Here is a 26201-nt window from a genome sequence, read left to right on the forward strand (position 1 = left end):
CCGGCACCTTCTCCCCGTAAACGGGGAGAAGGGAGCTCATCTACCCTTCGACAGCGAAAACGCCGTCTCCAGCACGGCGGCGAGAAAACATATCCTGATCGGCTCGATCAAAATGCCGGTGGAGGAATCCTGGAACGGGCTGCCGAACAGCAGCGTCACGCCGTGCGAGAAGATCTGCCAGACATCGAGCTCGTGCGGGCCGATCAGCCGTGTCGCGCCGAGCCACAGCCAGGCGGCGCCCCAGTCGATGAGGCGATAGCCGATGATCAGCGTGCACAGAAGGAGAAGGCTGGAACTCACCGTCAGCCGCACGCCATTGGCGATCGGCAGGTAGCGCGAGCGGTAGCCGGCGATGAAATGCTCGACGAAGTCGCGCAGGAATTTCGGCAGGCCGGCATAGCGCTTGCCGAAGCGCTCCACCCGGTTGTGCACGCGCATCAGCGCGGCATCGTCGCGCACGTCATAGCCATAGATCAGCGCCGCCATGACCAGCCAGATCAGCGGCAGGAGCATGTAGAAGAACAGGTTGATGGCGACCGTCGACGGCGCGATCGAGGTGATCTCGACCGGCACCATCGGGGCCGCCGTCGCCACCGGCACTGGGCTCGCCAGCCCATCGGCCGACGCCTGCACCACCGACCAGAAGGACCGGCTCATCAGCCATTGCAGCGCCGTATCCTTCCAGCGGCTGATCACATAGAGACCGACGAAGATCCAGTTGGTCTCGCAGATCACCACGACGATCTGCCAGAACGAGGCGGTCTTGGTTTTCGTCTGCATGAACTTGGCCAGCCGGCGGATCAGCCAGGACACCGCCACCGAGATCAGCAGCCAGCGCGAATCCAGCACGTCGAGCACATTTCCGGCCTGGCCGAAATCGGCCTGGTCGAGCGTGGCGCGCGAATATTGCCGCACGATATCGCCGAGGAACCCCCAGGCCGCGTAATAGGCGAAGAAAGGCAACAGCGCGATGGTGATCATGCGCACCAGCCGCGAGCCGCGCCGGTCGCCAGTGACCTGCTCCTCCGCGGCCTTGTCGGCGCCGCGCTGCGCGGCCAAGAGATGCGGCAGGCCGGGGCGCAGCACATGGAACATCGCCACCGTCACCACCAGTTGCGCCAGCGCCACCAGCGTCAGCATGGCAAGCCCGGCGAAATGATTGGCGAGCGCCACTTTCGCCGCCAGCTGCAGCAGGAGATCGCCGGCCAGCACCCCGGCCAGCACCAGCGCGACAAGCTGCGGCCAGAAGCGCCGCAGCAGCGAAAAACTCAAGCTGATCGGCCTGATGATATCGGCAAACATGAGGTCTCTCACGATGCCACCCGCCCCAGGCCTTTCTAGCAAAGGGCGATCGTTTTGCAACCGGGCCGGGAAATGGCCGCGCATCTCCTTGGTTCAATGCCGGGATGCCGTGGGTACCGTGGCGGCCCTGATTCCGTCGAATTGATACGTTGATTGGTCGGCTCGAAACCCAGGGAAGGACCGCCATGAAACCCCTCGTTCTCGCCGCCCTGTGGGTGATGGCGCTTGCTCTGTCCGCCCATGCCGCCGGCAACAGCACATCAGGGCTTGCCGACGCCACGGTGCTGATCGTGCGCCATGGCGAAAAGCCCGACAGCGGACCCGGTCTGTCGCCCGAGGGCGAAGCCCGCGCGCAGGCCTATGTCGCCTATTTCCAGCCCTTCCTGCTCGACGGTATCGCCTTCCGGCCCGATATGCTGGTGGCCAGCGCCGATTCGAAGAACAGCGCGCGCGAGCGGCTGACGCTCACCCCGCTCAGCCAGGCGCTGAAACTGCCCATCGACCAGCGCTTCGCCGACAAGGACGTCAAAGCCCTCGTCGCCGCACTCTCCAGTGAAACCCACGGCAAGTCGATCCTGATCGCCTGGCATCACGGCCAGCTCGGAAAACTCATCAAGGCCTTTGGCGCCGACCCGCAGGCGCTGCTGCCGAACGGCAAATGGCCCGGCGATGTCTTCAACTGGGTGGTGGTGCTGCACTTCGATCAGGCCGGGCATCTGGTGCCGGGCTCGGCGCGGGTGGTCGAGGAGCAGTTGCCGGGGTGATGCGCCATCTTCCCTTCTCCCCCTATGGGAGAAGGTGGATCGGCGCGTCAGCGCCGAGCCGGACGAGGGGTGCTCCAGCTTGGCGCCACGCTTGTTCTGCGGCGGGTATATCGGCGCAAAATCATCAACGCCTCGTTCCGTCGAACACCCTCATCTCCGCACCCGCGACTTCAGCCACCGGTCAAACGCCACCGCCAGGATCAGGATCAGCCCGATCACGATGCTTTGCGTGTAGGACGAGACATTGTTGAACTGCAGCCCGTTCTGCAGCACGCCGATCAGCGCCGCACCCACCACCGTGCCGCCGACCGAGCCGATGCCGCCGAACAGCGAGGTGCCGCCGATGACGACGGCAGAAATCACCGTCAGCTCATAGCCGATGCCGGCCACCGCTTCCGATGAGTTGAGCCGCGCCGACAGCACGAAGGCGGCGAGCCCGGCGAAGAAGCCGACGATGACATAGACCGAGACCAGGATGCGGTCGACGCGCAGGCCAGACAATCGGGCCGCCTCGGCATTGCCGCCGACGGCATAGACGGCGCGGCCATAGCGCGTGTAGCGCAGCACGATGTGGCACAGGATCGCGGCGATGGCGAAGATGATGGCCGGCACCGGCACCGGGCCGATCAACCCCGTGCCGAACCAGCGCATAGAGGCGTCGAAGCCCGAGATCGGGCCGCCATTGGAGATGGTCAGCGTCAGCCCGCGAAACACCGTCAACCCGCCCAGCGTGACGACGAAGGGCGGCACTTTCAGTCGGGTGATGGCAAGCCCCTGCACGCCGCCGGCGGCGGCGCCGACGATGACGGCCGCCAGCAGCGCCGCGAACCAGCCATAGCCCTGTGTGCCTGAGGTCGACAGCGACAGCGTGTTGGCCGCACCGCCCTTGGCGACGACGGCGGCGACCATGCCGCAGAAGGCCAGCAGCGAGCCGACCGACAGGTCAATGCCGGCGGTGAGGATGACGAAGGTCATGCCGAGCGCGATCAGCCCGGTGATCGAGATCTGGCGCGTGATGTTGAACAGATTGATCGGGTCGATGAAGCTCGGCTTCAGCACGGTGAAGACGACGACCAGCGCCGCCAGGAACAGCAGCGGCCCGAAACTCATCAACAGCCGCGCGATCGTCGCGCCGCCGCGCTGGCTCTGCTCTTCAGCGATGCTCATCGTGCCTGATCCTCCGCATCCTGCCCAAGCGCGTCTTGCCCAAGAGCATCCTGCTTGTCGAGCGCCATCAGTTCCATCAGTTTTTCCTCGTTTGCCTCGACGCCCGGCATCTCACCGGTGATGCGGCCCCTGCGCATGGTGACGATGCGGTCCGACACCGCCAGCACTTCGGGCAGCTCGGACGAGATCATCATCACCGCGATGCCGCGCGCTGCCAATTGCACCAGGATCTGATGCACCTCCGCCTTGGCGCCGACATCGACGCCGCGCGTCGGCTCGTCGACGATCAGCACTTTCGGATCGCGCGCCAGCCAGCGCGCCAGGATCACCTTTTGCTGGTTGCCGCCCGACAGGCCCTCGATCGCCTGCTCGGCCGAGGCCATGCGGATCGACAGCATCTTCCTGAAACCCGACAGCGCGTCGCGCTCGCGCCGCTCGGCCATGAAGCCGAAGCCGTTGCTGAACGTGCCGAGCGAAGCGACGGAGAAATTCGGCAGGATGCCCAAGGCGGCAAAGATCGCCTGGTGCTTGCGGTCCTCCGGCACAAGGCCGATACCGAGTGCGATGGCATCCGCCGGCGAGGCCGGCACGATCTGTTTGCCGTCGAGCGTGATGGTTCCGGCCGCGATGCGGTCGGCGCCAAAAATGGCGCGTGCCAGCTCCGTGCGGCCCGAGCCGACAAGCCCGGCGACGCCGAGGATTTCGCCGGCCTTGAGATCGATGTCGACGCCGTCGAGCACGATGGCATGCGGCGCCTCGGGGTCGCGCACGGTGCGCAGACCACGCACCGACAGCACGACATCGCCGGCCACCGCGCGCTGCGACGGCCTTGCATAGAGTTCGGAGGCCGCGCGGCCGACCATCTTCTCGATGATCCGCGGCAACTGGATCGGCCGCCCCTTGTCGCGGTCGAGATGTCCGGCCAGCCGCCCGTCGCGCAGCACCGTCATGCGGTCGCAGATGGCGGAGGCCTCCTCCAGCCGGTGGGTGACGAACATGATGGCGACCTTGTCCTGGCGCAACCGGCCCATGATCGACAACAGCCGCTGCACCTCGGTCTCGGTCAGCGCCGAGGTCGGCTCGTCCATGATGATCAGCCGGCTTTTGAGCGACAGCGCCCGGGCGATCTCGACCAGCTGCTGCTCTGCCACCGACAGCGCCGAGACCGGCGTCATCGGATCGATGGAAAGGCCGACACGGGCGATGATGTCGCGCGAGTCGCGCTCCATGCGCTTCCAGCTCACCAGGCCGAACGGCCCGACCGGCGCGCGGCCGATAAAGATGTTCTCCGCCACCGTCAGCGTCGGGATCAGGCTGAGCTCCTGGTAGATGGTGACGATGCCGAGCCGCTTGGCATCCTGCGGGCTGGACGGCGCGTAGTCGGCGCCGTCGAAAGTGATGCGCCCGCTGGACAGCGGCATGACGCCCGACAGGATTTTGAGCAGCGTCGATTTTCCCGCGCCGTTTTCGCCGAGCAGGCCGAGGATCTCGCCGGGGTGGATGTCGAGCGAGACGTCGCTCAGCGCGGTGACACCGGCGAAATGCTTGGTGACGCCCTCGACGGCAAGCAGGACAGGTGCGGCTTCAGCCAATGATTGCTTCCTCGATGCGGTTCATGCTGGTCCCGTCAGCGCGTGAACACCCCCCTCTGTCCTGCCGGACATCTCCCCGCAAGGGGGGAGATTGGCTGTCCATTCGGCTTTCGCTAATCTCCAACGTCGCAAGGAAAGTGCCGTCATCGACACTGCCGATCTCCCCCTTGCGGGGGAGATGCCCGGCAGGGCAGAGGGGGGTGCTGTCCCGCCGGCCTCATCCAATCAGCCTACTTCGTCTCGCTCAACCTCTCGGCCTTGTCGAGATTGTCCTTGCCGATGACGATCGGCGTCAACAGCACCAGCTTCTCCTTCGGCTCGGTCTTGTTCTTGGCGTAGGCGACCGCGATCTGCACGGCGGTGCGCGATTGCTGGCCGGGGAACTGTTCGACCGTGCCGGCGAGCTTGCCGTCGCGCACGGCAACCAGCGCTTCCGGCAGCGCGTCGAAGCCGTAGATCTTGACGTCGGTGAAGTTGCGCGCCGCGCAAGCCTCGAGCGCGCCGAGCGCCATGTCGTCATTGGCGCAGATGATGGCGTCCGGCTTGCCATTGGCGGCGAGCCCCGCTTCCGTCACCGACAACGCCTCGGCGCGGGCGAAGTTTGCGGTCTGCTCGAAGATGATCTGGTACTTGTCCTTCAGGGGATCGAGCACATTGTGCACGCCCTTGTTGCGGTCGATCGCTGGGCCAGCGCCGGGCTGGCCCTGCAGATGGAACAGCTTGGCGCCGTTGGGGAACGCCGCCACCATGGCTTGCGCCTCCGCCTCGCCACCCTTGACATTGTCGGCGCCGACATGGGCGAGGATGCCCTGGACACCGTCGACGCGGCGGTCGATCGTCACCACGGGAACACCGGCCTTGACCGCTTCCTCGATCGCCGGCGCCAGCGCGTTGACGTCGAGGGGCGAAATCACGATGGCGTTGACCTTCTGCACCAGCGCCGCTTCGATGTCGGCGGTCTGCTTGGTGGCTGAATTCTGGCCGTCGCTTTCGGTCAGGTTAACGCCTTGCGCCTGCGCTTCGGCCTTGATCTCATTGAGCATGTGCACGAAGAACGGAAAGCCGAGATTGGGCACCGAGCCCAGTATGGTCAGCTTATCCTCGGCGAACGCCGAAGGTGCTGCAAGCATCATGGCGCCGGCGGCCACGGACGTCATCAGGAATTCACGTCTGTTCATGGTTGATCTCCTCCACAAGAACGCACGCCCCGGAAACCGGGACGGTTTCAGGAAGGATCATGCGTCGGTTCAAAGTGTTGGAGCATCCTCCTTGCGCAGGACAGCGCATGCCGCTCCAGCTGATCGCCGTTGCAAAAACTGCCTCCCATCGGCATCAGCAAGGGAATGCTAACCCAGGGTCAACCATTTGTGCAACATCGATATAACAGTGCTGGAGGCGAATTATCGGAATTGTCGGAATTTTGATCAAACCGACTTGCCTCGGCTTCCATTCCGGGGCTGCGGCCCTAGTTTGAACCCCCGAGTCCTTCTGAAGATCAGTCCGTCCCTGGAGAATTGCATGAAGCCGCATATCATCTGCCATATGCTCGCCTCGCTCGACGGCAGTCTTCATCCGAGCCGCTATACCGCCAGCCGGGACGGAACCCGGGCCGAGTGGTCAGGCCTCTATGAGCAGATCCACGGCGATCTCCGGGGCGACGCCTGGATCGTCGGGCGCGTCACCATGGCCGAGATGAGCAAGGCCGGCGCGCACCCGCCGGCGCATGCCGGCAAGGTCGAGCGGCCGCATCATTTCGCGCAACGCGACGCGGGAACCTATGCCGTGGCGCTCGATACCTCCGGCAAGCTCCACTTCGCCAAGCCCGATGTCGGCGGCGACCATGTCGTGGTGCTGCTTGGGCGTGACGTCTCCGACAGCCATCTGGCCGAGCTCGCCGCCGACGGCGTGTCCTACATCGTGTCGGAAACGGCCGAGATCGATCTCGCCGCCATGCTCGACGTGCTCGGGCGTGAGCTCAGCATAAGGCGTCTGCTGCTCGAAGGCGGCGCCGGCATCAACGGCTCCTTCTTCGCGGCCGGGCTTGTCGATGAACTAAGCCTGCTCGTCGCGCCCGCGCTCGACGCGCGGGCGGGAAACCAGGGTTTTGTCGAGTTCGGCGAAAGCGGCCTCGCCGGCAAGATGCAGCTGTCGCTGACAAGCTGCGAAACGCTGGCGCATGGGCTGATCCACTTGCGCTACGCCGTCAGCCCTGGCTGAGGCCGCAGCGCCTCAATAGCGCATGGCGTCGAGATCAGCGATCAGCGTCGGGCCGGTCGGGTGCCAGCCGAGCCGTGCCTGGGTCAGCGCGCTGGACGCGGGCAGGTCCATGGGGGCGAACATTCCCATCCAGCCGAAATGCTCCGCCGCCTTTTCCGGCGCGATCGAGACGACGGGCAGGTTGAGGCCCCGGCCAAGCGCCTCGGCGATGGCGCGCACCTCGACGCCTTCCTCGCCGACCGCGTGATAGCGCGCGCCCGGCTGGCGCTTTTCGACAGCAAGCCGGTAGAGCCGCGCGGCGTCGGAGAGATGCCCCGCCGAATAGCGATTGCGGCCTTCGCCGACATAGGCCGAGACGCCTTTTTCGCGCGCGACCTCGATGAGCGGCGAGATCAGCCCCTGCTTGACCGGATTGTGCACCTGCGGCAGGCGAACGACCGACAAATTGATGCCGGCCTCCAGCAAGGCATTGCCGGCGAGTTCCGATGCGATGCGCGGATTGGGATGGCTGGCGTTAAAGACGTCCTCGACCGCCAGTTGGCCATGTCCGGGGCTGCCCATGCCGACGCCCGACGTGATGACCAGCGGCCGGTCGGATCCGGCCAATGCCTGGCCGAGTGCCGCGATCACTTGGCTGTCCTTTTCGCAGTTCTCGGCAAAGCGCGAGAAATCATGGTCGAAGGCGGTGTGGATCACGGCGTCCGCTTCGGCCGCGCCGTCGCGCAGGCTTGCCGGTTCCTCGAGGGTTCCGCGATGCACTTCGGCGCCCGCCGCCGCCAGCGCCTCCGCGCCGGCATCGGAGCGGGTGACGCCGACCACCTCATGGCCGGCCTGGATGAGTTCGGGAACAAGCGCCGAGCCGATGAAACCGGTGGCGCCGGTCAAAAAGATACGCATGCAAAATCTCCTGCACAGTTGCCTGCGCAATATCTCCGGTCTATTATTCCATTAAAGTAGTGACCTTATCATGGTATAATGGCTAACAGGATGCCCACAAACTCAGCCGGCACGCTCGCAGCCTTCCTGAAAGACCGGCGCACCCGGCTCGATCCCACCTCGTTCGGCTTCTCCGGGCGCCGGCGCACGCCGGGGCTGCGCCGCGAAGAAGTCGCCCAGCGCGCCAACATCAGCCCGACCTGGTACACATGGCTGGAACAGGGCCGTGGCGGCGCGCCTTCGGCCGATGTGCTGAACCGCATCGCCAAGGGGCTGCTGTTGACCGAGGCGGAGCGCGAACATCTCTTCATGCTGGGGCTCGGCCGTCCGCCCGAGGTCCGCTACCGGGGCGACGAGGGCGTCAGCCCCCGGCTGCAGCGCCTCATCGACACGCTCGAGGCCAGCCCCGCTTTGGTCAAGACCGCCACCTGGGACGTCGTCGCCTGGAACCGAGCCGCCGAGATCGTGCTGACCGACTACGGCACCATCCCCGCCGGCCGGCGCAACATATTGCGCTTCATGTTCCTCACGCCCCACATCCGCGCCAAGCAGCATGATTGGGAAAACCTTGCCCGTTTCGTCGTCGGCGCTTTCCGGGCCGATGCGGCGCGTGCCGGCCCCGTCTCCGAGGTCACCCAGCTGGTGGACGAACTGTGCAGCGGCAGCGCCGAGTTCGCCGCGCTGTGGCAGGAGAATGACGTGCTCGCCCATGGCGACGGGACAAAGCGCCTAAAACACCCGGAACTGGGTGACATCGAGCTGGAATACTCGTCCTTCGCGGTCGACGGCCGGCCGGATTTGAACCTGACGGTCTACAACCCGATCGACAGCAAGGTCGCCGACCGCATCCGGGCTTTGGCGCGGCGTCCAAAGGGGTAAAGGCTGGGCTCATTGCGCGGCGTCTTCGTCAAGGACGCTCGCACACCGCCTTCAGGATCTGCAAGGTCGGGCCCCAGTAGAAATTGGCGTGCGTGCGGATCGCCGGTTCGGCGAAGTCGCAGAGCGTCAGCGTCAGCAGCGTTCCCTGATCCGCCGGCGCCAATGCGAAACGGACCAGCGTGTGGTTTTCGGGCACGTCCGCCAGGCGCGAGGCCGACAGCGTGCTCCAGTAGCTGTAGGAGAACAGCCGCTCCGGCTCGAACGCCCGGACCGTGCCATGGTTCTCGAACCGCATGCCATGCAGCAGCCCGCGTATCACGATCGCGCCGCCGGCATGCCCTTCCAGCCTGACGGTCACTTCCTCGTCCGACATCCATTGCCGGATCATCGCGGGCGTCGTCAGCACCTGCCAGACCTCAGCCGGCGCTGCCTCGATAACTATGGTTTTGACGATCGGTGCGGAGGGATCGGTCATCCCCGCATTTACCGCGACTGCCGGGGGAAAGTGTAACGCAATATCGGTTGGCACTTCCGCGCAATTTCAGCTGGCGGCAATTTGCGCCTTGGCGCGAACAGCCCCTGCTGGATCAATCCTTGCCGGTCTGAACAATCGTGCTTCCACAATTTGATCACCGGCCGGCGACCGCGACTGATATGCTGGACGGTGTCACCAAAAGTGAGGCCCGGCCCGATGGAGAAAGAGGCATCGCAGTTGCACTGGAACGCAACATATGAATCGAAACGCGAGGACGGCGTCAGTTGGTTCCAAGATAATCCCGAGCCCTCTCTTTCGTTGATAAAAGAGATTGCCGATCGCAGCTCTGCCATCATTGACGTAGGGGGCGGCGCCTCTCGATTGGTGGATAATCTTCAGGAACAACACTTTGAGGACGTCACTGTCCTGGATCTGTCTGCGGCGGCGATCGCGGCGGCTCGCGGTCGACTGGCTGGGACAGGCGGCCAAATCGATTGGATCGTGGCTGACATTCGCACCTGGTCGCCGAGGCGAATTTACGATGTCTGGCATGACAGGGCTGCCTTCCATTTCATGGTCGAAGAAGCGGATCGTGACGCTTACCTCTCAACACTCGGACGGGCACTCGCACCGAACGGCTACGCGATTATCGCGACTTTCGCGCTCGACGGGCCGGAGAAATGCAGCGGCCTGCCCGTTCAACGATACGATGCAAGCAAGCTCGCCCAAGTCCTTGGATCCGGCTTTGCACTGGTTCGCACACTCGACCATCTGCATCTGACGCCATGGGGCTCCTCTCAGTCCTTTCAGTTCAGCGTTTTCAGGCGAGCACCTGACACGTAACCTTGCGCTGCTGCAAAACTGTCCGCGCCCGGCGCCGTCGCATCGGCCGTGCCGCCCTTTTCACCCCTAAGCGATTGCCGGCTGATCAGCGCGACGGCGGCGAAGGCGGCGATGCCGAACAGGCCGACCACGACGTTGAGCCACAAGGCCGGGAAGACGCCGAGGCCCGATATCATCAGGGTCAGGCCGAACGGGGCGAAGGCGGAGCTGAACTGGCGCGCCGCCGTGATCCAGCCGACATAGGAGCCGTAGCGTTCCTGGCCGAACAATTCGAGCGGCAGCGTGCCGCCGACAATGCTCATCAGGCCCGAGCCGAAGCCGAAAAGCACGGCAAACAGCATGGCGCCGGGAACGGAGGGCGCCACCATCAGCAGCACGGCAAGGCCGCCGGCCAGTGCGGCGGTCGCACCGAGCGCCAGCGATGTCTGCGTCAGGCCCCGGCCAAACAGCATGTTGACCAGCCGGCTCGCCACTTGCGACGGGCCAAACAGGCTGGCGACCAGCACCGAAGCGCCGCCGAGACCGACCAGAGTGAGCAGCGGCACCATCTGCACGAGAACAGCCGAAAGCACGAAACCTTCTATGGCAAAGCCGGCCAGCACCAGGACGAACAGGAGCGACCATCGCCGGTCGGGCGCTGGCCCTGATAGGCCCGCCGTGACCGGGACGACCCGCTCCCTCGCCTTGCCGATGCGGGTGGAAAGCCGGGCCAGCCACCAATGGATCGGCAGGCAGACAAAGGCGTTGAGCGCGGCAAAGAGAGCGAGAACCTCGCGCCAGCCGAGATGCTGGTGCAGGAGCGTCGTCAGTGGCCAGAACAGGGTCGAGGCGAAGCCGGCGATCAAGGTGAGATGGGTGATGCCGCGCCGCGCACCGCCAAGCTGCACGATGGCGACGAAGGCCGTGCTGTAGAGCACGAAGCAGGAGGCGAGTTCCATGGCCAGCACGCCAAGCGCAAAGCCGGCGCGCCCCGGCGCCAGCGCGCACAACAGCAACGCACCCGCCGCCGCCAGCGATCCCGGCACCATCAGGCGCCCTGCCCCGACCCGGTCCGCCAGGCTGCCCGCGAACGGCGCCAGTATGGCGCTTGCCAGCAGCGACACCGACAACACGGCGAACACCCATTGCTGCGACCAGGCGAGTTCCGCCGCCACCGCCGGCGCCAGGATGCTGTAGCTGTAGTAGAGCGTGCCGTAGCCGACGATCTGCGTGGTGCCCAGCGCCCAGATGGCGCAAGCGGGGATCTTGGCGTCGCTCACTCGGCGGCTTCCATCTTGCCCGCGCAACCGCAACCGCTTTTGCCGGCGGCCTTGGCGTCGGCATCCGCCACGCAGCACGCATCGATCGCCGCCGGCGCCGGCCCGCCGCAGCAGCCCTGCGACGCACGGCCAGCCGGCACCGTGCAGACGCCGGTTTCGGGCAGCACCAATTGCACCGCGTCGGCCGCCGCCATGTCGCCGGCGAGCGCCGCCGCGACCGAGCGCACCTGCTCGTAGCCGGTGAGCAGCAGGAAGGTCGGCGCGCGGCCATAGCTCTTGATGCCGACCGTGTAGAAGCCTGGCTCCGGATGGCTGAGTTCGCGGTGGCCATGCGGCGGCACGTCGCCGCAGGAATGCTCGTTGGGATCGATGAGCGGACCCAGCGCCTTGACGCCTTCCAGCCACGGATCGAGATCGAGCCTGAGCTCCCGGGTCAGCGACAGGTCCGGACGCTGCCCGGTCGCGGCGATGATGCGGTCGACGGGGCCGAGTTGCAGCAATCCCTCCTCGCTTTGCCCCTCGACGATCAGCCTTCCGTCACGCTCGCGGATCGCAAGCGTCGCAAAGCCCGTCACCAGCTGGACGCGGCCGCTTTCGGCGAGGTCGCGGATATCGGCGCCGAGTTCGCCGCGCGCCGGCAATTGGTCGGCGTCGCCGCCGCCATAGATGCGCACGAGGTCGGTTCCGCGCACCGCCCAGATGAAGGCCGTGCCGGGCGCGACATCCGCCAGCCTGGCAAGGTCGAGCAAGGCGTTGGCCGCCGAATGGCCGGAACCGGCGACCAGCGTCGTGCGGCCGGCATAGAGCGCGCGGTCGCGCCCAAGGACATCGGGGATGCCGTAGGCGATGCGGCCGGCAAGCTCCGCCTCGCCTTCGGCCGCGATGCCGCCGGCGCCGAGCGGATTGGGCGTGCGCCATGTCCCCGAGGCATCGATGACCGCGCGGGCGCTGTCGCGCCTGGTGCCATTGGCGGTTTCGACCACGAGCATGAAGGGCCGCGTCCCGCGCTCGCTGCCGCGCACTTTGTCGGCGCCCCAGCGCGATATGGCGACGACACGCGCCTTGGTTTCGATCGCTGGCGCCAGTTCCGGCAGGTTGGCGAGCGGCTCGAGATAGTGCGCGACGAGTTCATCGGCGGTGGGAAAGGCTTCCGCGTCCGGCATCCGCCAGCCATGGGCTTCGAGCAGCTTCCTGGCCGCCTCGTCGACGCAATAGCGCCAGGGCGTGAACACCCGCACATGGCCCCAATCCCGCAGATTGGCCGCGACACCGCTGCCGGCCTCATAGAGCTTCACCGGCAGGCCCCGGGCCATGAGATGAACAGCGGCGGCGAGACCAACCGGACCGGCGCCGATGACGGCGATGGGCAGATCGTTTTGCATCAGCTTCTATCCTTCCGGTACTATCGAAATAACAGGCAAAAAAATCAGGCGGCCGCGTCCCCCGCTGCCGGGCTGCAGGCGGCATCGGCGCAGCATTCGTCGGCCAGGAAACCGATGAGATCGTTCATCACGGGATAGTTGGCGCGGCAGATCAGCGTCGTCGCCTGCCGCTCCTGGCTGACCAGCCCGGTCAGGATCAGCCGGTGCAGATGGTGCGACAGCGTCGAGGCGGCGATGCCGAGGCTCTCCTGCAAATAACCGACCGGCCGGCCCGCTTCGCCGGCCCGCACCAGGATACGATAGAGGTTCAGCCGCGTCGGATTGCCGAGCGCTTCCAGCTGCTTCGCTGCTTGTTCGAGTTTCATGGAAATAGCATGCGGCCGGCGACGGAAACCGTCAAGTCCTATTTCGAAGAATATCGAAATAGGCTTCAGACGACCCGCTTGCCGCTCGCGTCGATGACGACCTCGCCGTCCTCCTTGGTGAACGCGCCGATCTCCGGATTGGGCAGGATGTCGAGGACCTTTTCGGACGGCCGGGCCAGCACGACGCCGAGCGGGCTCACCACGATCGGCCGGTTGATCAGGATCGGATGCGCCAGCATGAAATCGAGGATCTCGTCGTCGCTCCATTTGGGATCGCCAAGGCCGAGTTCCGCATAGGGCGTGCCCTTCTCGCGCAGCAGCGCACGCGGCGTCATCGCCATCGCCTCGATCAGTTCGACGAGCCTTTCGCGCGACGGCGGCGTCTTCAGATACTCGATCACCTGCGGCTCTTCGCCGGATTGGCGGATGATCGCCAGCGTGTTGCGCGAGGTGCCGCAATCGGGGTTGTGATAGATGGTGATGGTCATTGCGCGGCTTTCATCTGAGTGAGGGTCTTGGGTTCAGCCAGCAGCCATCCGGCCACGGCCAGCGCCAGCAGCGCGCCCACCAGTTCCGCCGCTATGAAGGCCGGCACATCGGAGGGCCGGATGCCGGCAAACGTGTTGGAGAAGGCGCGCGAAATGGCCACCGCCGGATTGGCGAAAGAGGTCGAGGCCGTGAACCAATAGGCTGCGGTGATGTAGAGCCCGACCAGCCAGGGGATGGCGTCGCTGCGGAAGCGCAAGCCGGCAAGGATGGTGAAGACCAGGCCGAAAGTCGCGACCAGTTCGGCCAGCCACTGCCCCTGCCCGCTGCGCACCGTCGCCGACACCTGCAGCAGCGGCAGCTCGAACATGGCATGCGCGACCAGCGTGCCGGCGAGGCCGCCGAGAATCTGGACAGTGATATAGCCCAGCGCGGCCAGCCAGCCAATGTCGCGCCGCAGGCCGAAAACCAGGGTAACAGCCGGGTTGAAATGCGCGCCGGAGATTGGCCCCAGCGTGGTGATCAGCACCACCAGAATGGCGCCGGTGGGAAGGGTGTTGCCGAGCAGCGAAAGTGCGACATCGCCGGTCAGCCGGCTGGCCATGATCCCCGAACCGACCACCGTGGCGACCAGCATGGCGGTGCCCAAGGCTTCGGCTGCGAGGCGGCGACGAAGATCGGTCATGTCAAGCTCAACATTTGCAGGTCACCGCCTGGAGGATCGGCTGGCAAAGCCCCGGCGCGCCATTGCAGCAATCCTCCATCAGATAGGCCAGCAGATCGCGAAACCCGGTCATGTCGGCCGTATAGCGGATGCTGCGGCCTTCGCGCTCGGCATGGACCAGCCCGGCCTGGCCGAGGATCTTCAGATGCGCCGACATGGTGTTCTGCACCGTGCCGAGCCGCGTCGCGATCTCGCCTGCCGGCACGCCCTCGTCCCCGGCCCGCACCAGCAGCCGGAACACCTCCAGCCTGGTTTCCTGGCCGAGTGCTGCGAGCGCCAGCAATGCTGTTGTCTTGTCCATCAATCCATCTATCCAGATGTATGGATTAGTGGCAGCGGACCATGACAGTGGTGTGACGACCAGGGCTCACGCCTTGTGCCGGGAACCCGTCGTGCGTGGTTCGCTCAGATGCGGGCGCCAGCCATGCACGCGGTCACGCCCGGCGGCCTTGGCGCCATAGAGGGCCTCGTCGGCGCGCCGCAGCAGATCGGCAATCTCGATGTCGGCACTCCCGTCGAAAGTGCCTACCCCGATGCTGACGGTGACGATACCCTTTTCGCTGCCGGCATGCGCAAGCCGAAGGTCGCGCACCTTGCCTCTAAGGGTCTCGGCGATGACGAAGGCGCCTCTGGCGTCGGTCTCGGGCAGGACGATCGCGAACTCCTCGCCGCCATAGCGGGCCGCCGCGTCGGCCGGCCGCCGCGCCGTTGCCTCGATGCAGCCGCTGACGGCGCGCAGGCATTCGTCGCCCGCCGGGTGGCCATAATGGTCGTTGAACCGCTTGAACCAGTCGACGTCTATGATGAGCAGGCTGAGCGGTGTGGCGTTGCGCCGGCCGCGGGCGAATTCGCGCGCCAGCGCCTCGTCGAAGGCCCGCCGGGTCAACAGTTCGGTCAGCCCGTCGCGATGCGCGAGGAGGTTCAGCTTCTCGTTGGCGGCCAGCAATTCCGCCTCGACCTGCTTGGCCTCGGTGATGTCGGAAAACACGCTCAGGCTGCCGCCATTGCCGGTCGGCCGGGTCCGCACGTCGAGCCAGCGCCCGTCGGCGAGCCGGATCTGGCGGTGGCTGGCATGCGTTTGCGTGACCATGATCTCGGCAATCCAGCCCTCGACGGCGTCGGGCGGCGTGATGCTTTCGCCGCGTGCGACCGAGGCACGCAATATGTCGCGATAGTCGGTGCCGGGCACCCTGATGTCGGCCGTCTTCGGAAACAGGGCCCGATACTGGGCGTTGCACAGAATGAGCTTTCCGGCGGGATCGAACATCACCAGCCCGTCGGCCATGTGCGTGAGCGCGTCTCCCAGCCTTGCCTGGCTTTCCGCCAGCTCGGTCTCCAGCCGCTTGCGCTCGGTGATGTCGCGATTGTGCGTGATCAGGCCGATGACGGCCCCGGTCCTGTCGCGAAACGGCGCCTTCAGTGTCGCCAGCCAGCCATCGGTGCCGTCCTCGTGGTGAAGATGCTGCTCGATGGTGGAGGCGGTGCCGGATGCCAGGACGGCGAGCTCGTCCTCGCGGAATGCCCGCGCCGTTTCGCTGGGGTAAAAATCGAAATCCGTCTTGCCGATCAGCGCCTTCGCGTTGGCTGCGTGCATCAACTCGGCGGTCGCCGGATTGGCGGCGATGAAGCGTCCGTCGAGATCCTTGACGTTTAGGCAGTCGGGCAATGTCTCGACCACCGCCTTGAAGATGCGCCTCGATTGCAGCGCCTCCAGGCGACGCCGCTCCTGGTAGAGCGCCAGCCCCGACATTGCCACGGAGACAAAGATGAGCAGGCTGGAGGGAAACACCACCTGCGGCAGAACCGTCTGTACGACCGACCGCGGCAGGACACTGAGGCCAAGCAGCGAGCCACACGCGGCTGCGGCACCCAGGATCATGATGTCGGCCATGCTGGGCCGGCGGCCCCTGAGTGCAAGATTGCCGGCAACACCCACCAGCATGGTGGCCGCGATCCCGACCGCTCCAGCGAAGGCGCCGATGCCACCCTCGAAAGTCCGGAAAGCACCGGCCATGACCCCGGCGACAATGCCGGCGACGGGACCGCCGAAGAAGCCGGCAATGGCGATCATCGTCGCCCTGAGATCGACCAGCACGCCCGGCTGCAACTGCATGGGAGTCAGCATCAGGACGATGGCGCCGGCGCCCATAAGCAAGCCGAAGGCCGCGGCTTTTACCGGGGCCGGCCTGCGATCCAGCCACACATGCGTGTGGATCCAGACCGAAACGAACATCGCGACGACCGCGAGATTGGCCAGCAATTCGGACCAGGGCGAACCCATTGCGCGCCTTTCCTGTCACCGGGCTTTCGCCGTATCGCCTCCTCGATAGTCCCTCAATGACAACAAAGTGTTACGTCAGGCTTTTGACTCTTTGTCGAAGGAAACCAGGCAAGCAGGGCCAACGGGCATGGCCATCCGGCGGCGCGATATCGGCTCGAAATCAGCCCCAGCGCATCGTGCCGACGAAATCGATGAACGCCCTGAGCGGCGCCGGTGTGAGGCGGCGGCCGGGATAGTAGAGGAACGGGCCTGAGAATTCCTGCCACCAGGGTTCCAGCACCGGCTCCAGCCGGCCATCGTCGAAATAGGGGCGCAGCCAGTCCTCGAACAGCGAGACGATGCCGCCGCCGGCGACCGCCACTTCGAGCGCAAGCGCCATCGCCGTGCCGGTGCTGACCAGAAGCGGGCCGGTCGGTTCGACGCTCACCACCTCGCCGTCGCGTTCGAATTCCCAGGGCGGCGTCAGGCCGCTGGCGAAGCGGCCGCGCAGGCAGGCGTGATGCAACAGGTCGCGCGGGTGCTCGGGGCGGCCGTACCGGTCGAGATAGGAAGGTGCGGCGGCGGTGGCGTAGTGCTGCCGGCGCGGGCCGATCGGCACGGCGATCATGTCCTGCTCCAGCCGCTCTTCATAGCGGATGCCGGCGTCGCAGCCGCTCGCCAATATGTCGACGAAACTGTCCTCGGCGGTGACTTCCACGCGAATGTCGGGATAGGCGGCGAGGAAGGGCGGCAACAGCCGCGGCAGCACCAGTTTCGCCGCGACGACCGGCACGTTGAGCCGCAGCGTGCCGGCCGGGCGGCCGCGAAAGCCGTTGACCACGTCGAGCGCCGCCTCGACTTCGCCGAGCGCCGGGCCGAGCCGCTCGAGCAGGCGCGCGCCGGCCTCGGTGGGGGCGACGCTGCGCGTCGTGCGGTTGAGCAGCCGCACGCCTAGCCCGGTCTCCAGCCGCCGCACCGTCTCCGAGAGGCTGGAGGCGCTGACATTGCCCACCCGGGCCGCTTCGCGAAAGCCGCCGGCGCGCGCCACCGCGATGAACGCCTGTAGGTCGCCAAGATCCGCTGCCATTGTTCGCCTTTCCGCACAGGCTGTGCCGATTGCGCCATATTATCGCGCAGGCGCGCTTTGTCTACATTGGGCCGATCCAAAGGAGATGAGACCATGACCGACATCAGCAAGGCCGGAACCTACAAACTCGGCGACCGCACCGTGAAGCGCCTCGGCTACGGCGCCATGCAACTGGCGGGACCGGGCGTCTTCGGCCCGCCGAAGGATCGTGACGCAGCCCTCGCCGTGCTGCGCGAGGCGATCGCCAGCGGCGTCGACCACATCGACACATCGGATTTCTATGGCCCGCACGTCACCAACCAGATCATCCGCGAGGCGCTGCACCCCTACCCCGCCAACCTCACCATCGTCACCAAGGTCAGCGCCCGGCGCGGCGCCGATGCATCCTGGCTTCCAGCAATGTCGCCCAAGGAACTGACCGAGGCCGTGCACGATAATCTGCGCAATCTCGGGCTTGATGTGATCGAGGTCGTCAACCTGCGCTCCATGCATGGCATCCACGGCCCCGCCGAAGGATCCCTCGAGCCGCAGTTGAACACGCTCGCCGAATTGCAGCGCCAGGGCCTCATCCGCCATATCGGCATGAGCAACGTCACATCGACCCAGATCGCCCAGGGACGCAGCATCACCGAGATCGTCTGCGTGCAGAACCAGTACAATATCGCGCACCGCGACGACGATGCGCTGATCGACGCGCTTGCCGCCGACGGCATCGCCTATGTGCCGTTCTTCCCGCTTGGCGGCTTCACGCCGCTGCAGTCGGACACGCTGGCCAATGTCGCCCGGAAACTCGGCGCGACGCCGATGCAGGTGGCGCTCGCCTGGCTGCTGCGCCGCGCGCCCAACATCCTGCTCATCCCCGGCACCTCCTCGCTCAGTCATCTCCGCGAGAACCTGGCGGCGGCCGAGCTCGACCTGCCGGCCGATGCGCTCAAAGTGCTGAACGGCATCGGCAGTGAAGCCGAGCAAGCGGCATAAGGCATTGCTGCCGTCGGTCGGCAGCTACCGGCTGCCGACCCTGGCGATCCGTGTCTGCGGATCGCAATAGATGCCGTAGAGCGTCTGCAGGATTCGCTCGACCTCCACCGAAGCCAACCGATAGTAGACCTGCTGGGCGTCGCGCCTCGTGTCCACGAGCTTGAGCGCGCGCAACTTTGAAAGCTGCTGCGACAGCGCCGACTGGTTCATCCCAACCAGTTCGGCCAGTTCGTTCACGCTCGTCGCGCCGTCCAGCAGATGGCACAGGATCATCAGCCGTTTTTCATTTGCCATCGCGGCGAGCAGTTCGGACGCTTCGCGCGCCCGCTTGTCCAGTTCGGCTATTTTTATGTTGCGCATATGAACACATTATCATATTAAGATTTACAAATAATATTAGCCTGGCACGGCTGCCTGTCAAGTCGATGGATCGATGCCGATGCTTCGCTCCGTCAACGTCGCTTGATCAGCGTCAAATCGCAGCCCGCCACAATGGCGCAAGATCAACCAATCCCGCAAGGGATCGGCAGTGTCGGCGTTGCGCCAAAGCGACGCCGCAACGGAGGAAGAACATGGCGCATATTGTCGTCCTGGGTGCCGGGCTGGGAGGCACCATCATGGCCTACGAGCTTCGCGACGGACTGGCCGGGGAACACCAGGTCTCCGTCGTCAACAATGGCAGCCACTATTCATTCGTGCCGTCCAACCCCTGGGTCGCCGTCGGCTGGCGCGACAGGCAAGCGGTCGAAATAGACCTTGCTCCGGTACTGGCACGCCGCAAGATCGGTTTTCATCCGCAGGGAGCCAGGCGCGTCCATCCCGTCGAGCGCACGGTGGAACTCAACGACGGCTCATCCGTCTCCTACGACTATCTGGTCATCGCCACCGGCCCCGAACTCGCTTTCGACGAGATTGAGGGTCTCGGGCCGGAGCACAACACCCAGTCCGTTTGCCACATCGATCACGCGCTCAAGGCCAGGACGGCCTTCGACGCGCTCGTCGCCAAGGCGGGCCCGGTCGTCATCGGCGCTGTCCAGGGCGCGTCCTGCTTCGGGCCGGCTTACGAATTCACCTTCATCCTCGACAAGGCCTTGCGCGACGCCAGGGTGCGCGACCGCGTGCCCATGACCTTCGTCACCTCCGAACCCTATATCGGCCATCTCGGCCTCGACGGCGTCGGCGACACCAAGGGCCTGCTCGAGAGCGAGATGCGCCAGCATCACATCAAGTGGATCTGCAACGCCAAGGTCGACAAGGTCGAGCCCGGCAAGATGTTCGTCCAGGAACTCGCCGACGACGGGTCGGTCAGGCAGGCGCATGAATTGCCGCACGCCTATGCCATGATGCTGCCGGCCTTTCGCGGCGTGGCGGCGGTGCGCGGCATCGAGGGCCTGACCAATCCGCGCGGCTTCATCCTTGTCGACAAGCACCAGCGCAACCCGGCGTTCCCCGAAATATTCGCGGTCGGCGTCTGCGTCGCAATCCCGCCGATCGGCAAGACGCCGGTCCCCGTTGGCGTGCCCAAGACCGGCTTCATGATCGAATCCATGGTCACGGCGACGGCGCGAAACATCGGCCGGCTGGTGGAGGGCAAGCAGCCTGACGCCCAGGGCACATGGAATGCGGTCTGCCTCGCCGATTTCGGCGATTCCGGCGTCGCCTTCGTGGCGCAGCCGCAGATCCCGCCGCGCAATGTCAACTGGTCGTCCTCCGGCAAATGGGTGCACACCGCCAAGGTCGGTTTCGAGAAGTATTTCCTGCACAAGATAAGGGCCGGCAAGTCCGAACCCTTCTATGAGCGCCTCGCACTGCAGGCGCTTGGGATCGATAAGCTCAAGCAGATCAAGGTCGAGGCATCAACCGACGTCCCGGGAGCCTGACCCGCGCTAGCCTTTGCGGACGGTGGTTGGCGGGCGCGGTGCACCGCCAGCGACAAATCTGGCATCGCCTCTTGCGGTCAGTGGTAATATTCATATATTTAGATATCATCATATACAAATGGAGATGACAATGTCCCTCGACCGTTCCGTTCTCGCCTTCGCCGGCGTCATGGTGCTGCTGTCCGTCGTGCTCACCGCCTTTGTCTCGCCGCTGTTCGTATGGCTGACGGTCTTCGTCGGCTTGAACATGCTGCAGTCGGCGTTCACCGGCTTCTGCCCCGCGGCGATGGTCTTCCGCAAGCTCGGCATCAAGCCGGGATGCGCGTTCTGAGGAAAATCCGCATGCGCATGCCTCTTTTGTTCGCCGCGTTGCTGGCGGCCTCTCCGGCGTTTGCCGGCACGCTGACACTGGCGCCGACGACGGTGACCGAATGGAAGGCGGTCTATGGCCGTGTCGAGGCACGCGACACCGTTCCTGCGCGCGCCCGTATCGGCGGCCTTGTCGTCGATCTGGCTGTCACGGAGGGCGAACTGGTCAAGGCGGGGCAGAAGATCGCGACCGTCCAGGACGACAAGATCGCGTTTCAGGTCGCCGCTCTGGACGCCCAGCTTCGTGCCTTGCAGGCGCAGCTTGAGACGGCGCAGTCCGAACTTACCCGTGGCCAGACGCTGGTCGACAAGGGCGTCATGACCGCGCAGCGTCTCGATCAGCTGCGCACCGAAGTCGACGTCGCGCGCAACCAGCTTGCCGCGACCGAGGCGCAGCGTTCGGTGATCGTGCAGCAGGGCGCCGAGGGCGATGTCTTTGCGCCTGGCGACGGCCGCGTGCTGACCGTGCCGGTGACGCGTGGCGCGGTCATCATGGCCGGTGAGGTTGTGGCCACCATTGGCGGCGGCGGGGTGTTCCTGCGGCTTGCCGTTCCGGAGCGTTACGCGGGGTCGCTGAGAGCGGGCGCGGCCATCCGCATCAATGCCGGCGGCAAGGAGGCCCCCGGCCGCCTCGCAAAGATCTATCCGCAGATCGACAATGGCCGCGTCATCGCCGACGTCGAGGTCGATGATCTCGATACCAATTTCATCGATGCCCGTGTCCTGGTCGAGCTGCCGGTCGCCGAGCGCTCCGCGCTGCTGGTGCCGGCTTCGGCAATCCAGACCCGTTCGGGGATCGACTTCGTGCGCGTCGCCGCAGGCGGCGGCAGTGTCGAGCGCGCGGTGGTCGCGGGCGAGCGGACCAAGCGCGCCGACGGCGACTATGTCGAGATCCTGACCGGTCTTGCGGCTGGCGACGTCGTGGTCACGCCATGAAAGGTCCCGCCTCGTTCGGCATTGCCGGCGCGCTGACGCGGGCCTTCATCGCGTCGCCCCTGACGCCGCTGTTCCTGGTCGCCGCCTTCGCCTTCGGGCTGGTGGCGCTGCTCACGCTGCCGCGCGAGGAGGAACCGCAGATCTCGGTGCCGATGGTCGACATCTTCGTGCGCGCCGACGGGCTGAAGGCCGACGACGCCGTCAAGCTGATCACCGAGCCGCTGGAGACGATCGTCAAGGGCATCGACGGCGTCGAGCACGTCTATTCGCAGACGCGGGACGACCAGGTGATGGTCACCGCCCGCTTCATCGTCGGCACCTCGTCGGACGCTGCCGTGCTGCGCGTCCACGACAAGGTGCGCGCCAACATGGACCGCATTCCCGTCGGCGTGCCCGAGCCGCTGATCGTCGGCCGCGGCATCGACGACGTCGCCATCGTCACGCTGACGCTGTCGCCGAAGCCGCAGGCAGCCGCGCGCATGACGGCCAACGACCTCACCCGCGTCGCGCGCGAACTCCGCACCGAGATCGCCAAGATCGACAATGTCGGCCTGACCTACCTGGTCGGCGACACCGGTGAGATCATCCGCGTCAATCCGAACCCCGAAAAGCTCGCCCTCTACGGCGTCACCCTGCAGCAGCTCGCCGCCAAGGTGTCGGGCGCCAACAAGGCCTTTCCCGCCGGACGTGTTCGCGACAAGGGCGAGCAGATCGACATCGTCGCCGGCGAGACATTGGCCTCGCCAGACCAGATCGGCAACCTGCTTCTGACCTCGCGTGACAACCGCCCTGTCTATGTCCGCGACGTGGCCGACGTCGCCTTCGCCACCGACGCCGGCGATACGCTGGTGTCGACGGTCACCAGGGCCGGCGTTGGTGTCGAGCGCGTGCCGTCGGTCACGCTCGCCATCGCCAAGCGCGCGGGATCGAACGCGGTCGCCGTCGCCGACGCCATTCTGCACCGGGTCGCATTGCTCCAGGGCGGGCTGATATCAGGCGATGTCTCGATCGACGTGACGCGCAATTACGGCGAGACCGCCAACGACAAGGCCAATGAGCTCCTCTACCATCTCGGCCTGGCGACGATCTCGATCATCGTACTGGTCTGGGTCGCCATCGGCCGCCGCGAAGCGATGGTCGTGGCCGTCGTCATTCCGGTGACCATCCTGCTCACGCTGTTTGCCTCGCGCGTCATGGGCTACACGCTGAACCGCGTCTCGCTGTTCGCGCTGATCTTTTCGATAGGCATTCTCGTCGACGATGCCATCGTGGTGATCGAGAACATCTCGCGCCACTGGGCCATGGGCGGCGGCCGCGATCGCCGGCAGGCGGCAATCGAGGCGGTGGCGGAGGTCGGCAACCCGACCATCGTCGCCACCTTGACCGTGGTCGCCGCACTGCTGCCGATGCTGTTCGTCTCGGGAATGATGGGCCCCTATATGAGCCCGATTCCGGCCAATGCCTCGGCGGCGATGATCTTCTCCTTCTTCGTTGCGGTGATGGTGACGCCGTGGTTGATGCTTAAACTTGCCGGGCGGGCGCCGGTGCATGCCCATCAGGATCATGGCAATGGCGGCCCGCTCGGCCGCGCCTACACCGCCGTCGCGCGGCCGATCCTGGCCTCGAAGAAGGCGAGTTGGGCCTTCCTGCTCGTCGTCGGCGTCCTGACCCTGGGCTCGCTCGCGCTGTTCTACACCGAGCATGTCACGGTCAAGCTCCTGCCCTTCGACAACAAGTCCGAACTGTCGGTGACCATCGACCTGCCGGAAGGGTCTTCCGTCGAGGCCACCGATGCGGTGGCGCAGGCCGTCGCCGCCAAGGTTCTCGAATTGAAGGAGGTCCGATCGGTCCAGACACATGCCGCGACGGCGGCACCTTTCAACTTCAACGGCCTCGTCCGCCATGCCGTCCTGCGCACCGAGCCGCAGCAGGGCGACGTGGCGCTCAACCTGTTGCCGAAGGCGAACCGTTCCCGCTCCAGCCATGAGATCGCGCTCGACGTCCGCCAGCGCATCGCCACGATCCCCGTACCGCAAGGCACCAGCCTGAAGGTGGTCGAGCCGCCGCCCGGCCCGCCGGTGATGGCGACGCTGCTGGCCGAGATCTACGGACCCGACGGCGAGACCCGCCGCAAGGTCGCCGCCAGGATCGAAACGGCGTTCCGCTCCGTGCCCTTCATCGTCGACGTCGACAATTCCTGGGGACAGCCGGCACGCCGGCTGCGCGCCACGATTTCCACCGACGATGCGGAGTTCTTCCATGTCGAGGAAAGCGACGTCTTCGACACGCTTGCCATCCTCAATGGGGGCAGGACCGTCGGCTATTCGCATCGCGGCGGTGGCCGCCAGCCGATCCCGATCCGCATCGAGCGGCCGAAGGGCGAAAGGACGCTCGACGAGCGCTTCCTGACCACCCCCATTCCGGCCAATGTCCTGCCTGGCGACCGCGGCGTCGTCGAACTCGGCGATGTCGTGCGGGTGACGCCGGAGCGCGCTTCGTTCCCGGTGTTCAGGCACAATGGCCGCGCCGCCGAAATGGTGACGGCCGAGCTTGCCGGCAGCTTCGAGGCGCCGCTTTACGGCATGCTCGCCGTCAGCAAGGCCATCGACGTGCAGGACTGGACCGGACTGCCGAAGCCCGCGATCTCGCTGCACGGCCAGCCGGAGGATGAAAGCCGGCCGACGCTTTTGTGGGACGGCGAATGGGAAGTCACCTGGGTGACCTTCCGCGATATGGGGGCGGCCTTCGGCGTCGCGCTGCTCGGCATCTACATCCTCGTCGTCGCCCAGTTCGGCTCGTTCAAGGTTCCGCTGGTGATCCTGACGCCGATCCCGCTGACCTTCATCGGCATCCTCGGCGGGCACTGGCTGTTCGGGGCGCCGTTCACGGCCACATCGATGATCGGCTTCATCGCGCTGGCCGGCATCATCGTGCGCAATTCGATCCTGCTGGTCGACTTCATCCGCCATGCGGCGTCGCCCGACAGGCCGTTGAGCGAGGTGCTGATCGAGGCCGGTGCGATCAGGTTCAAGCCGATCCTGCTCACCGCGCTTGCCGCCATGATCGGCGCGGCGGTGATCCTGACCGACCCCATCTTCCAGGGGCTGGCGATCTCGCTGCTGTTCGGCCTGGCCTCCTCGACGCTGCTGACGGTGCTGGTCATCCCCGCGATCTACCGGGTGCTGCGCACGTGAAGGTGACGGATTATCACATGGATCACGCGAAATCTCTGCACGCCAAACAGGCGGTCCAGCCAAACCACGGTCAGCACAGCGCCACCGCCAATCGTCACTGACTTCAGAGTGCGTCTCGCAGCCGTTCAAACAGGCGGCGAGGACCTGACAACAGATTTTTGAGCCCAGGATGCACCTGGGCATCCGGAGTGGCTTCCGGCAGCGGTGCGCCGGGGCATCCCTCCTGTACCTTGGTCCAAGACGGAGCATTGAGCACGGTGTCGCAGCGCGCCAGGTGCGTGCTGCCGGCCACGACGAGACAAGCAAACCCGCCGCCCGGGATGAACTTGCCGTTGGCCCGGCAAACAGACGTAGCCACCGCGGGTTTCGGCGCGGTGCCGCCCGGGCAATGGTCAAGCACCTCGTTCCAGGACAAGATATCGAGGTTGACCTCGCAGCGAGCCAGGTGGCTCGTCTCGCCGACCCTCAGGCAGGCATATTGCCCGAGCTCAAACCGTCCCATATTGGCCATGCATGCCTCATCTGCCCGCGCCGGCAACGCCGTACCGAGGAGCGCCACGAGGGCACGAAATACAGTGCTCTTCAACGTGTTGGACCCATTGCTGATGCCTGTTCCATCGCATTTCCCGATTGTGGCAACATGAGGTCCAGACAGCGCTTGGCCATCGGAGACGAAACGAGGCACCCCAGGCTACCAGCGCGCCGCTGATCGAAGCCGGCGCGATCAGGTTCAAGCCGATCCTGCTGACCGCCCTTGCCGCTATGATCGGCGCGGCGGTGATCCTGACCGATCCGATCTTCCAGGGGCTGGCGATCTCGCTGCTGTTCGGCCTGGCCTCTCCTCGACGCCGCTGACGGTGCTGGCATCCCCGCGATCTACCGGGTGCTGCGCACGTAAAAGGGCCGCCTCAGGGAAAATCTGGCGGCGGCCGAACTGGAGTTGCCGGCCGACGCGCTCGAAGTGCTGAACGGCATCGCGGACAAAAAGACAGGAGCCTGGGGCTTCACGCCGTATTTCCCCGAGCTCTCCCAGTCCCGTATAGCGCGTTGACGGCTCAGCTAAAACCATTTATAGAACCAATTAGTTCCAGAACTGATTGGTTCCG

General features: G+C 65.6%; 25 protein-coding genes and 1 pseudogene. 10 read left to right on the forward strand and 16 right to left on the reverse strand.

Going from position 1 to position 26201, the window contains the following annotated elements:
• Nucleotides 1-36: 36 nt before the first annotated feature.
• Entirely contained in the window at nucleotides 37-1302 is a 1266-nt protein-coding gene (locus ACLGL5_RS29975; protein WP_069092695.1) for a hypothetical protein, read from the reverse strand.
• A gap of 185 nt (nucleotides 1303-1487) precedes the next feature.
• On the opposite strand from ACLGL5_RS29975, the gene ACLGL5_RS29980 reads away from it, so the two are divergent.
• Nucleotides 1488-2066 carry a flagellar basal body-associated protein FliL gene (locus tag ACLGL5_RS29980; protein ID WP_245307195.1) on the forward strand — a complete coding sequence of 193 codons (579 nt, stop codon included), beginning with the start codon at nucleotides 1488-1490 and terminating at the stop codon, nucleotides 2064-2066.
• A 150-nt stretch (nucleotides 2067-2216) separates the two neighbouring features.
• Here the strand turns inward: ACLGL5_RS29980 and ACLGL5_RS29985 are convergent, their stop codons facing one another.
• From ACLGL5_RS29985 to ACLGL5_RS29995, 3 genes are all read right to left on the reverse strand, one after another.
• The gene (locus ACLGL5_RS29985) at nucleotides 2217-3233 is read right to left on the reverse strand and encodes an ABC transporter permease (protein ID WP_038648308.1); all 1017 of its coding nucleotides are present in this window, start codon (nucleotides 3231-3233) and stop codon (nucleotides 2217-2219) included.
• The gene (locus ACLGL5_RS29990) at nucleotides 3230-4825 is read right to left on the reverse strand and encodes a sugar ABC transporter ATP-binding protein (protein WP_069092696.1); all 1596 of its coding nucleotides are present in this window, start codon (nucleotides 4823-4825) and stop codon (nucleotides 3230-3232) included. Before ACLGL5_RS29990 ends, ACLGL5_RS29985 begins: the two co-directional genes overlap by 4 nt.
• A 230-nt stretch (nucleotides 4826-5055) precedes the next feature.
• Nucleotides 5056-6003 carry a substrate-binding domain-containing protein gene (locus ACLGL5_RS29995; RefSeq protein ID WP_027047106.1) on the reverse strand — a complete coding sequence of 316 codons (948 nt, stop codon included), beginning with the start codon at nucleotides 6001-6003 and terminating at the stop codon, nucleotides 5056-5058.
• 340 nt (nucleotides 6004-6343) lie between these two features.
• On the opposite strand from ACLGL5_RS29995, the gene ACLGL5_RS30000 reads away from it, so the two are divergent.
• Entirely contained in the window at nucleotides 6344-7042 is a 699-nt protein-coding gene (locus ACLGL5_RS30000) for a RibD family protein (protein ID WP_019859577.1), read from the forward strand.
• A 12-nt stretch (nucleotides 7043-7054) separates the two neighbouring features.
• Here ACLGL5_RS30000 and ACLGL5_RS30005 read toward each other — a convergent pair whose 3' ends face one another.
• Nucleotides 7055-7939, reverse strand: a complete 885-nt coding sequence (locus ACLGL5_RS30005; protein ID WP_069092697.1) for an SDR family oxidoreductase — start codon at nucleotides 7937-7939, stop codon at nucleotides 7055-7057.
• Between the two features lie 90 nt (nucleotides 7940-8029).
• Here ACLGL5_RS30005 and ACLGL5_RS30010 point away from each other — a divergent pair, with 90 nt between their 5' ends.
• Nucleotides 8030-8857: a helix-turn-helix transcriptional regulator gene (locus ACLGL5_RS30010; RefSeq protein WP_069092698.1), complete on the forward strand. Its 828-nt coding sequence runs from the start codon at nucleotides 8030-8032 to the stop codon at nucleotides 8855-8857.
• A gap of 28 nt (nucleotides 8858-8885) precedes the next feature.
• Here the strand turns inward: ACLGL5_RS30010 and ACLGL5_RS30015 are convergent, their stop codons facing one another.
• The gene (locus ACLGL5_RS30015; RefSeq protein WP_069092699.1) at nucleotides 8886-9332 is read right to left on the reverse strand and encodes an SRPBCC family protein; all 447 of its coding nucleotides are present in this window, start codon (nucleotides 9330-9332) and stop codon (nucleotides 8886-8888) included.
• Between the two features lie 216 nt (nucleotides 9333-9548).
• On the opposite strand from ACLGL5_RS30015, the gene ACLGL5_RS30020 reads away from it, so the two are divergent.
• A complete protein-coding gene (locus ACLGL5_RS30020) occupies nucleotides 9549-10175 on the forward strand; it encodes a class I SAM-dependent methyltransferase (RefSeq protein WP_019859581.1) in 627 nt (208 codons plus the stop codon).
• On the opposite strand, the gene arsK is transcribed toward ACLGL5_RS30020, so the two are convergent.
• The 8 genes from arsK to ACLGL5_RS30060 form a co-directional block, all read right to left on the reverse strand.
• Nucleotides 10139-11434 (reverse strand): arsenite efflux MFS transporter ArsK, encoded by a 1296-nt coding sequence (arsK, locus tag ACLGL5_RS30025; RefSeq protein ID WP_069092700.1) that lies wholly within the window; start codon nucleotides 11432-11434, stop codon nucleotides 10139-10141. The genes ACLGL5_RS30020 and arsK overlap by 37 nt on opposite strands.
• Nucleotides 11431-12816, reverse strand: coding sequence for an NAD(P)-binding protein (locus ACLGL5_RS30030; RefSeq protein WP_064985853.1), 1386 nt, complete (start codon nucleotides 12814-12816; stop codon nucleotides 11431-11433). The genes arsK and ACLGL5_RS30030 overlap by 4 nt, the downstream gene beginning before the upstream one ends.
• Before the next feature lie 44 nt (nucleotides 12817-12860).
• Nucleotides 12861-13181: an ArsR/SmtB family transcription factor gene (locus tag ACLGL5_RS30035; RefSeq protein WP_064985856.1), complete on the reverse strand. Its 321-nt coding sequence runs from the start codon at nucleotides 13179-13181 to the stop codon at nucleotides 12861-12863.
• A 65-nt stretch (nucleotides 13182-13246) separates the two neighbouring features.
• On the reverse strand, nucleotides 13247-13669 hold the full coding sequence (gene arsC / locus ACLGL5_RS30040; protein ID WP_038648335.1) for an arsenate reductase (glutaredoxin): 423 nt from the start codon (nucleotides 13667-13669) through the stop codon (nucleotides 13247-13249).
• Nucleotides 13666-14352: an aquaporin gene (locus ACLGL5_RS30045; protein ID WP_069092701.1), complete on the reverse strand. Its 687-nt coding sequence runs from the start codon at nucleotides 14350-14352 to the stop codon at nucleotides 13666-13668. The genes arsC and ACLGL5_RS30045 overlap by 4 nt, the downstream gene beginning before the upstream one ends.
• Nucleotides 14353-14359: 7 nt before the next feature.
• The gene (locus tag ACLGL5_RS30050; protein ID WP_069092702.1) at nucleotides 14360-14692 is read right to left on the reverse strand and encodes an ArsR/SmtB family transcription factor; all 333 of its coding nucleotides are present in this window, start codon (nucleotides 14690-14692) and stop codon (nucleotides 14360-14362) included.
• Nucleotides 14693-14758: 66 nt separating this feature from the next.
• Nucleotides 14759-16672, reverse strand: coding sequence for a diguanylate cyclase (locus ACLGL5_RS30055; RefSeq protein ID WP_064985862.1), 1914 nt, complete (start codon nucleotides 16670-16672; stop codon nucleotides 14759-14761).
• Between the two features lie 160 nt (nucleotides 16673-16832).
• Nucleotides 16833-17738, reverse strand: a complete 906-nt coding sequence (locus tag ACLGL5_RS30060; protein WP_069092703.1) for a LysR family transcriptional regulator — start codon at nucleotides 17736-17738, stop codon at nucleotides 16833-16835.
• Between the two features lie 93 nt (nucleotides 17739-17831).
• Here ACLGL5_RS30060 and ACLGL5_RS30065 point away from each other — a divergent pair, with 93 nt between their 5' ends.
• A complete protein-coding gene (locus tag ACLGL5_RS30065; protein WP_019859593.1) occupies nucleotides 17832-18716 on the forward strand; it encodes an aldo/keto reductase family oxidoreductase in 885 nt (294 codons plus the stop codon).
• A gap of 24 nt (nucleotides 18717-18740) precedes the next feature.
• Here ACLGL5_RS30065 and ACLGL5_RS30070 read toward each other — a convergent pair whose 3' ends face one another.
• Nucleotides 18741-19076 (reverse strand): ArsR/SmtB family transcription factor, encoded by a 336-nt coding sequence (locus ACLGL5_RS30070; RefSeq protein ID WP_069092704.1) that lies wholly within the window; start codon nucleotides 19074-19076, stop codon nucleotides 18741-18743.
• A 212-nt stretch (nucleotides 19077-19288) separates the two neighbouring features.
• On the opposite strand from ACLGL5_RS30070, the gene ACLGL5_RS30075 reads away from it, so the two are divergent.
• From ACLGL5_RS30075 to ACLGL5_RS30090, 4 genes are all read left to right on the forward strand, one after another.
• Entirely contained in the window at nucleotides 19289-20596 is a 1308-nt protein-coding gene (locus ACLGL5_RS30075) for an NAD(P)/FAD-dependent oxidoreductase (RefSeq protein WP_069092705.1), read from the forward strand.
• A gap of 130 nt (nucleotides 20597-20726) precedes the next feature.
• Nucleotides 20727-20927: a YgaP family membrane protein gene (locus ACLGL5_RS30080; RefSeq protein WP_027047108.1), complete on the forward strand. Its 201-nt coding sequence runs from the start codon at nucleotides 20727-20729 to the stop codon at nucleotides 20925-20927.
• 11 nt (nucleotides 20928-20938) lie between these two features.
• Entirely contained in the window at nucleotides 20939-21901 is a 963-nt protein-coding gene (locus ACLGL5_RS30085; protein WP_069092706.1) for an efflux RND transporter periplasmic adaptor subunit, read from the forward strand.
• Entirely contained in the window at nucleotides 21898-25095 is a 3198-nt protein-coding gene (locus ACLGL5_RS30090; protein ID WP_069092707.1) for an efflux RND transporter permease subunit, read from the forward strand. Before ACLGL5_RS30085 ends, ACLGL5_RS30090 begins: the two co-directional genes overlap by 4 nt.
• A gap of 103 nt (nucleotides 25096-25198) precedes the next feature.
• On the opposite strand, the gene ACLGL5_RS30095 is transcribed toward ACLGL5_RS30090, so the two are convergent.
• Complete coding sequence (locus ACLGL5_RS30095; protein WP_245307196.1) at nucleotides 25199-25606, reverse strand: hypothetical protein; 408 nt, start codon at nucleotides 25604-25606, stop codon at nucleotides 25199-25201.
• A gap of 159 nt (nucleotides 25607-25765) precedes the next feature.
• On the opposite strand from ACLGL5_RS30095, the pseudogene ACLGL5_RS30100 reads away from it, so the two are divergent.
• A pseudogene (locus tag ACLGL5_RS30100) lies at nucleotides 25766-25993 on the forward strand (hypothetical protein); the annotation flags it as partial.
• Nucleotides 25994-26201: the final 208 nt, after the last annotated feature.

This window comes from Mesorhizobium sp. U510 (assembly GCF_059180695.1).

Bases quoted from the DNA above. Each gene is read 5' to 3' on its own strand.
- ACLGL5_RS29975 (WP_069092695.1), bottom strand. From the start codon at position 1,302: ATGTTTGCCGATATCATCAGGCCGATCAGCTTGAGTTTTTCGCTGCTG.
- ACLGL5_RS29980 (WP_245307195.1), top strand. From the start codon at position 1,488: ATGAAACCCCTCGTTCTCGCCGCCCTGTGGGTGATGGCGCTTGCTCTG.
- ACLGL5_RS29985 (WP_038648308.1), bottom strand. From the start codon at position 3,233: ATGAGCATCGCTGAAGAGCAGAGCCAGCGCGGCGGCGCGACGATCGCG.
- ACLGL5_RS29995 (WP_027047106.1), bottom strand. From the start codon at position 6,003: ATGAACAGACGTGAATTCCTGATGACGTCCGTGGCCGCCGGCGCCATG.
- ACLGL5_RS30000 (WP_019859577.1), top strand. From the start codon at position 6,344: ATGAAGCCGCATATCATCTGCCATATGCTCGCCTCGCTCGACGGCAGT.
- ACLGL5_RS30005 (WP_069092697.1), bottom strand. From the start codon at position 7,939: ATGCGTATCTTTTTGACCGGCGCCACCGGTTTCATCGGCTCGGCGCTT.
- ACLGL5_RS30010 (WP_069092698.1), top strand. From the start codon at position 8,030: ATGCCCACAAACTCAGCCGGCACGCTCGCAGCCTTCCTGAAAGACCGG.
- ACLGL5_RS30015 (WP_069092699.1), bottom strand. From the start codon at position 9,332: ATGACCGATCCCTCCGCACCGATCGTCAAAACCATAGTTATCGAGGCA.
- ACLGL5_RS30020 (WP_019859581.1), top strand. From the start codon at position 9,549: ATGGAGAAAGAGGCATCGCAGTTGCACTGGAACGCAACATATGAATCG.
- ACLGL5_RS30030 (WP_064985853.1), bottom strand. From the start codon at position 12,816: ATGCAAAACGATCTGCCCATCGCCGTCATCGGCGCCGGTCCGGTTGGT.
- ACLGL5_RS30035 (WP_064985856.1), bottom strand. From the start codon at position 13,181: ATGAAACTCGAACAAGCAGCGAAGCAGCTGGAAGCGCTCGGCAATCCG.
- arsC (WP_038648335.1), bottom strand. From the start codon at position 13,669: ATGACCATCACCATCTATCACAACCCCGATTGCGGCACCTCGCGCAAC.
- ACLGL5_RS30045 (WP_069092701.1), bottom strand. From the start codon at position 14,352: ATGACCGATCTTCGTCGCCGCCTCGCAGCCGAAGCCTTGGGCACCGCC.
- ACLGL5_RS30050 (WP_069092702.1), bottom strand. From the start codon at position 14,692: ATGGACAAGACAACAGCATTGCTGGCGCTCGCAGCACTCGGCCAGGAA.
- ACLGL5_RS30055 (WP_064985862.1), bottom strand. From the start codon at position 16,672: ATGGGTTCGCCCTGGTCCGAATTGCTGGCCAATCTCGCGGTCGTCGCG.
- ACLGL5_RS30060 (WP_069092703.1), bottom strand. From the start codon at position 17,738: ATGGCAGCGGATCTTGGCGACCTACAGGCGTTCATCGCGGTGGCGCGC.
- ACLGL5_RS30065 (WP_019859593.1), top strand. From the start codon at position 17,832: ATGACCGACATCAGCAAGGCCGGAACCTACAAACTCGGCGACCGCACC.
- ACLGL5_RS30070 (WP_069092704.1), bottom strand. From the start codon at position 19,076: ATGCGCAACATAAAAATAGCCGAACTGGACAAGCGGGCGCGCGAAGCG.
- ACLGL5_RS30075 (WP_069092705.1), top strand. From the start codon at position 19,289: ATGGCGCATATTGTCGTCCTGGGTGCCGGGCTGGGAGGCACCATCATG.
- ACLGL5_RS30080 (WP_027047108.1), top strand. From the start codon at position 20,727: ATGTCCCTCGACCGTTCCGTTCTCGCCTTCGCCGGCGTCATGGTGCTG.
- ACLGL5_RS30085 (WP_069092706.1), top strand. From the start codon at position 20,939: ATGCGCATGCCTCTTTTGTTCGCCGCGTTGCTGGCGGCCTCTCCGGCG.
- ACLGL5_RS30090 (WP_069092707.1), top strand. From the start codon at position 21,898: ATGAAAGGTCCCGCCTCGTTCGGCATTGCCGGCGCGCTGACGCGGGCC.
- ACLGL5_RS30095 (WP_245307196.1), bottom strand. From the start codon at position 25,606: ATGGCCAATATGGGACGGTTTGAGCTCGGGCAATATGCCTGCCTGAGG.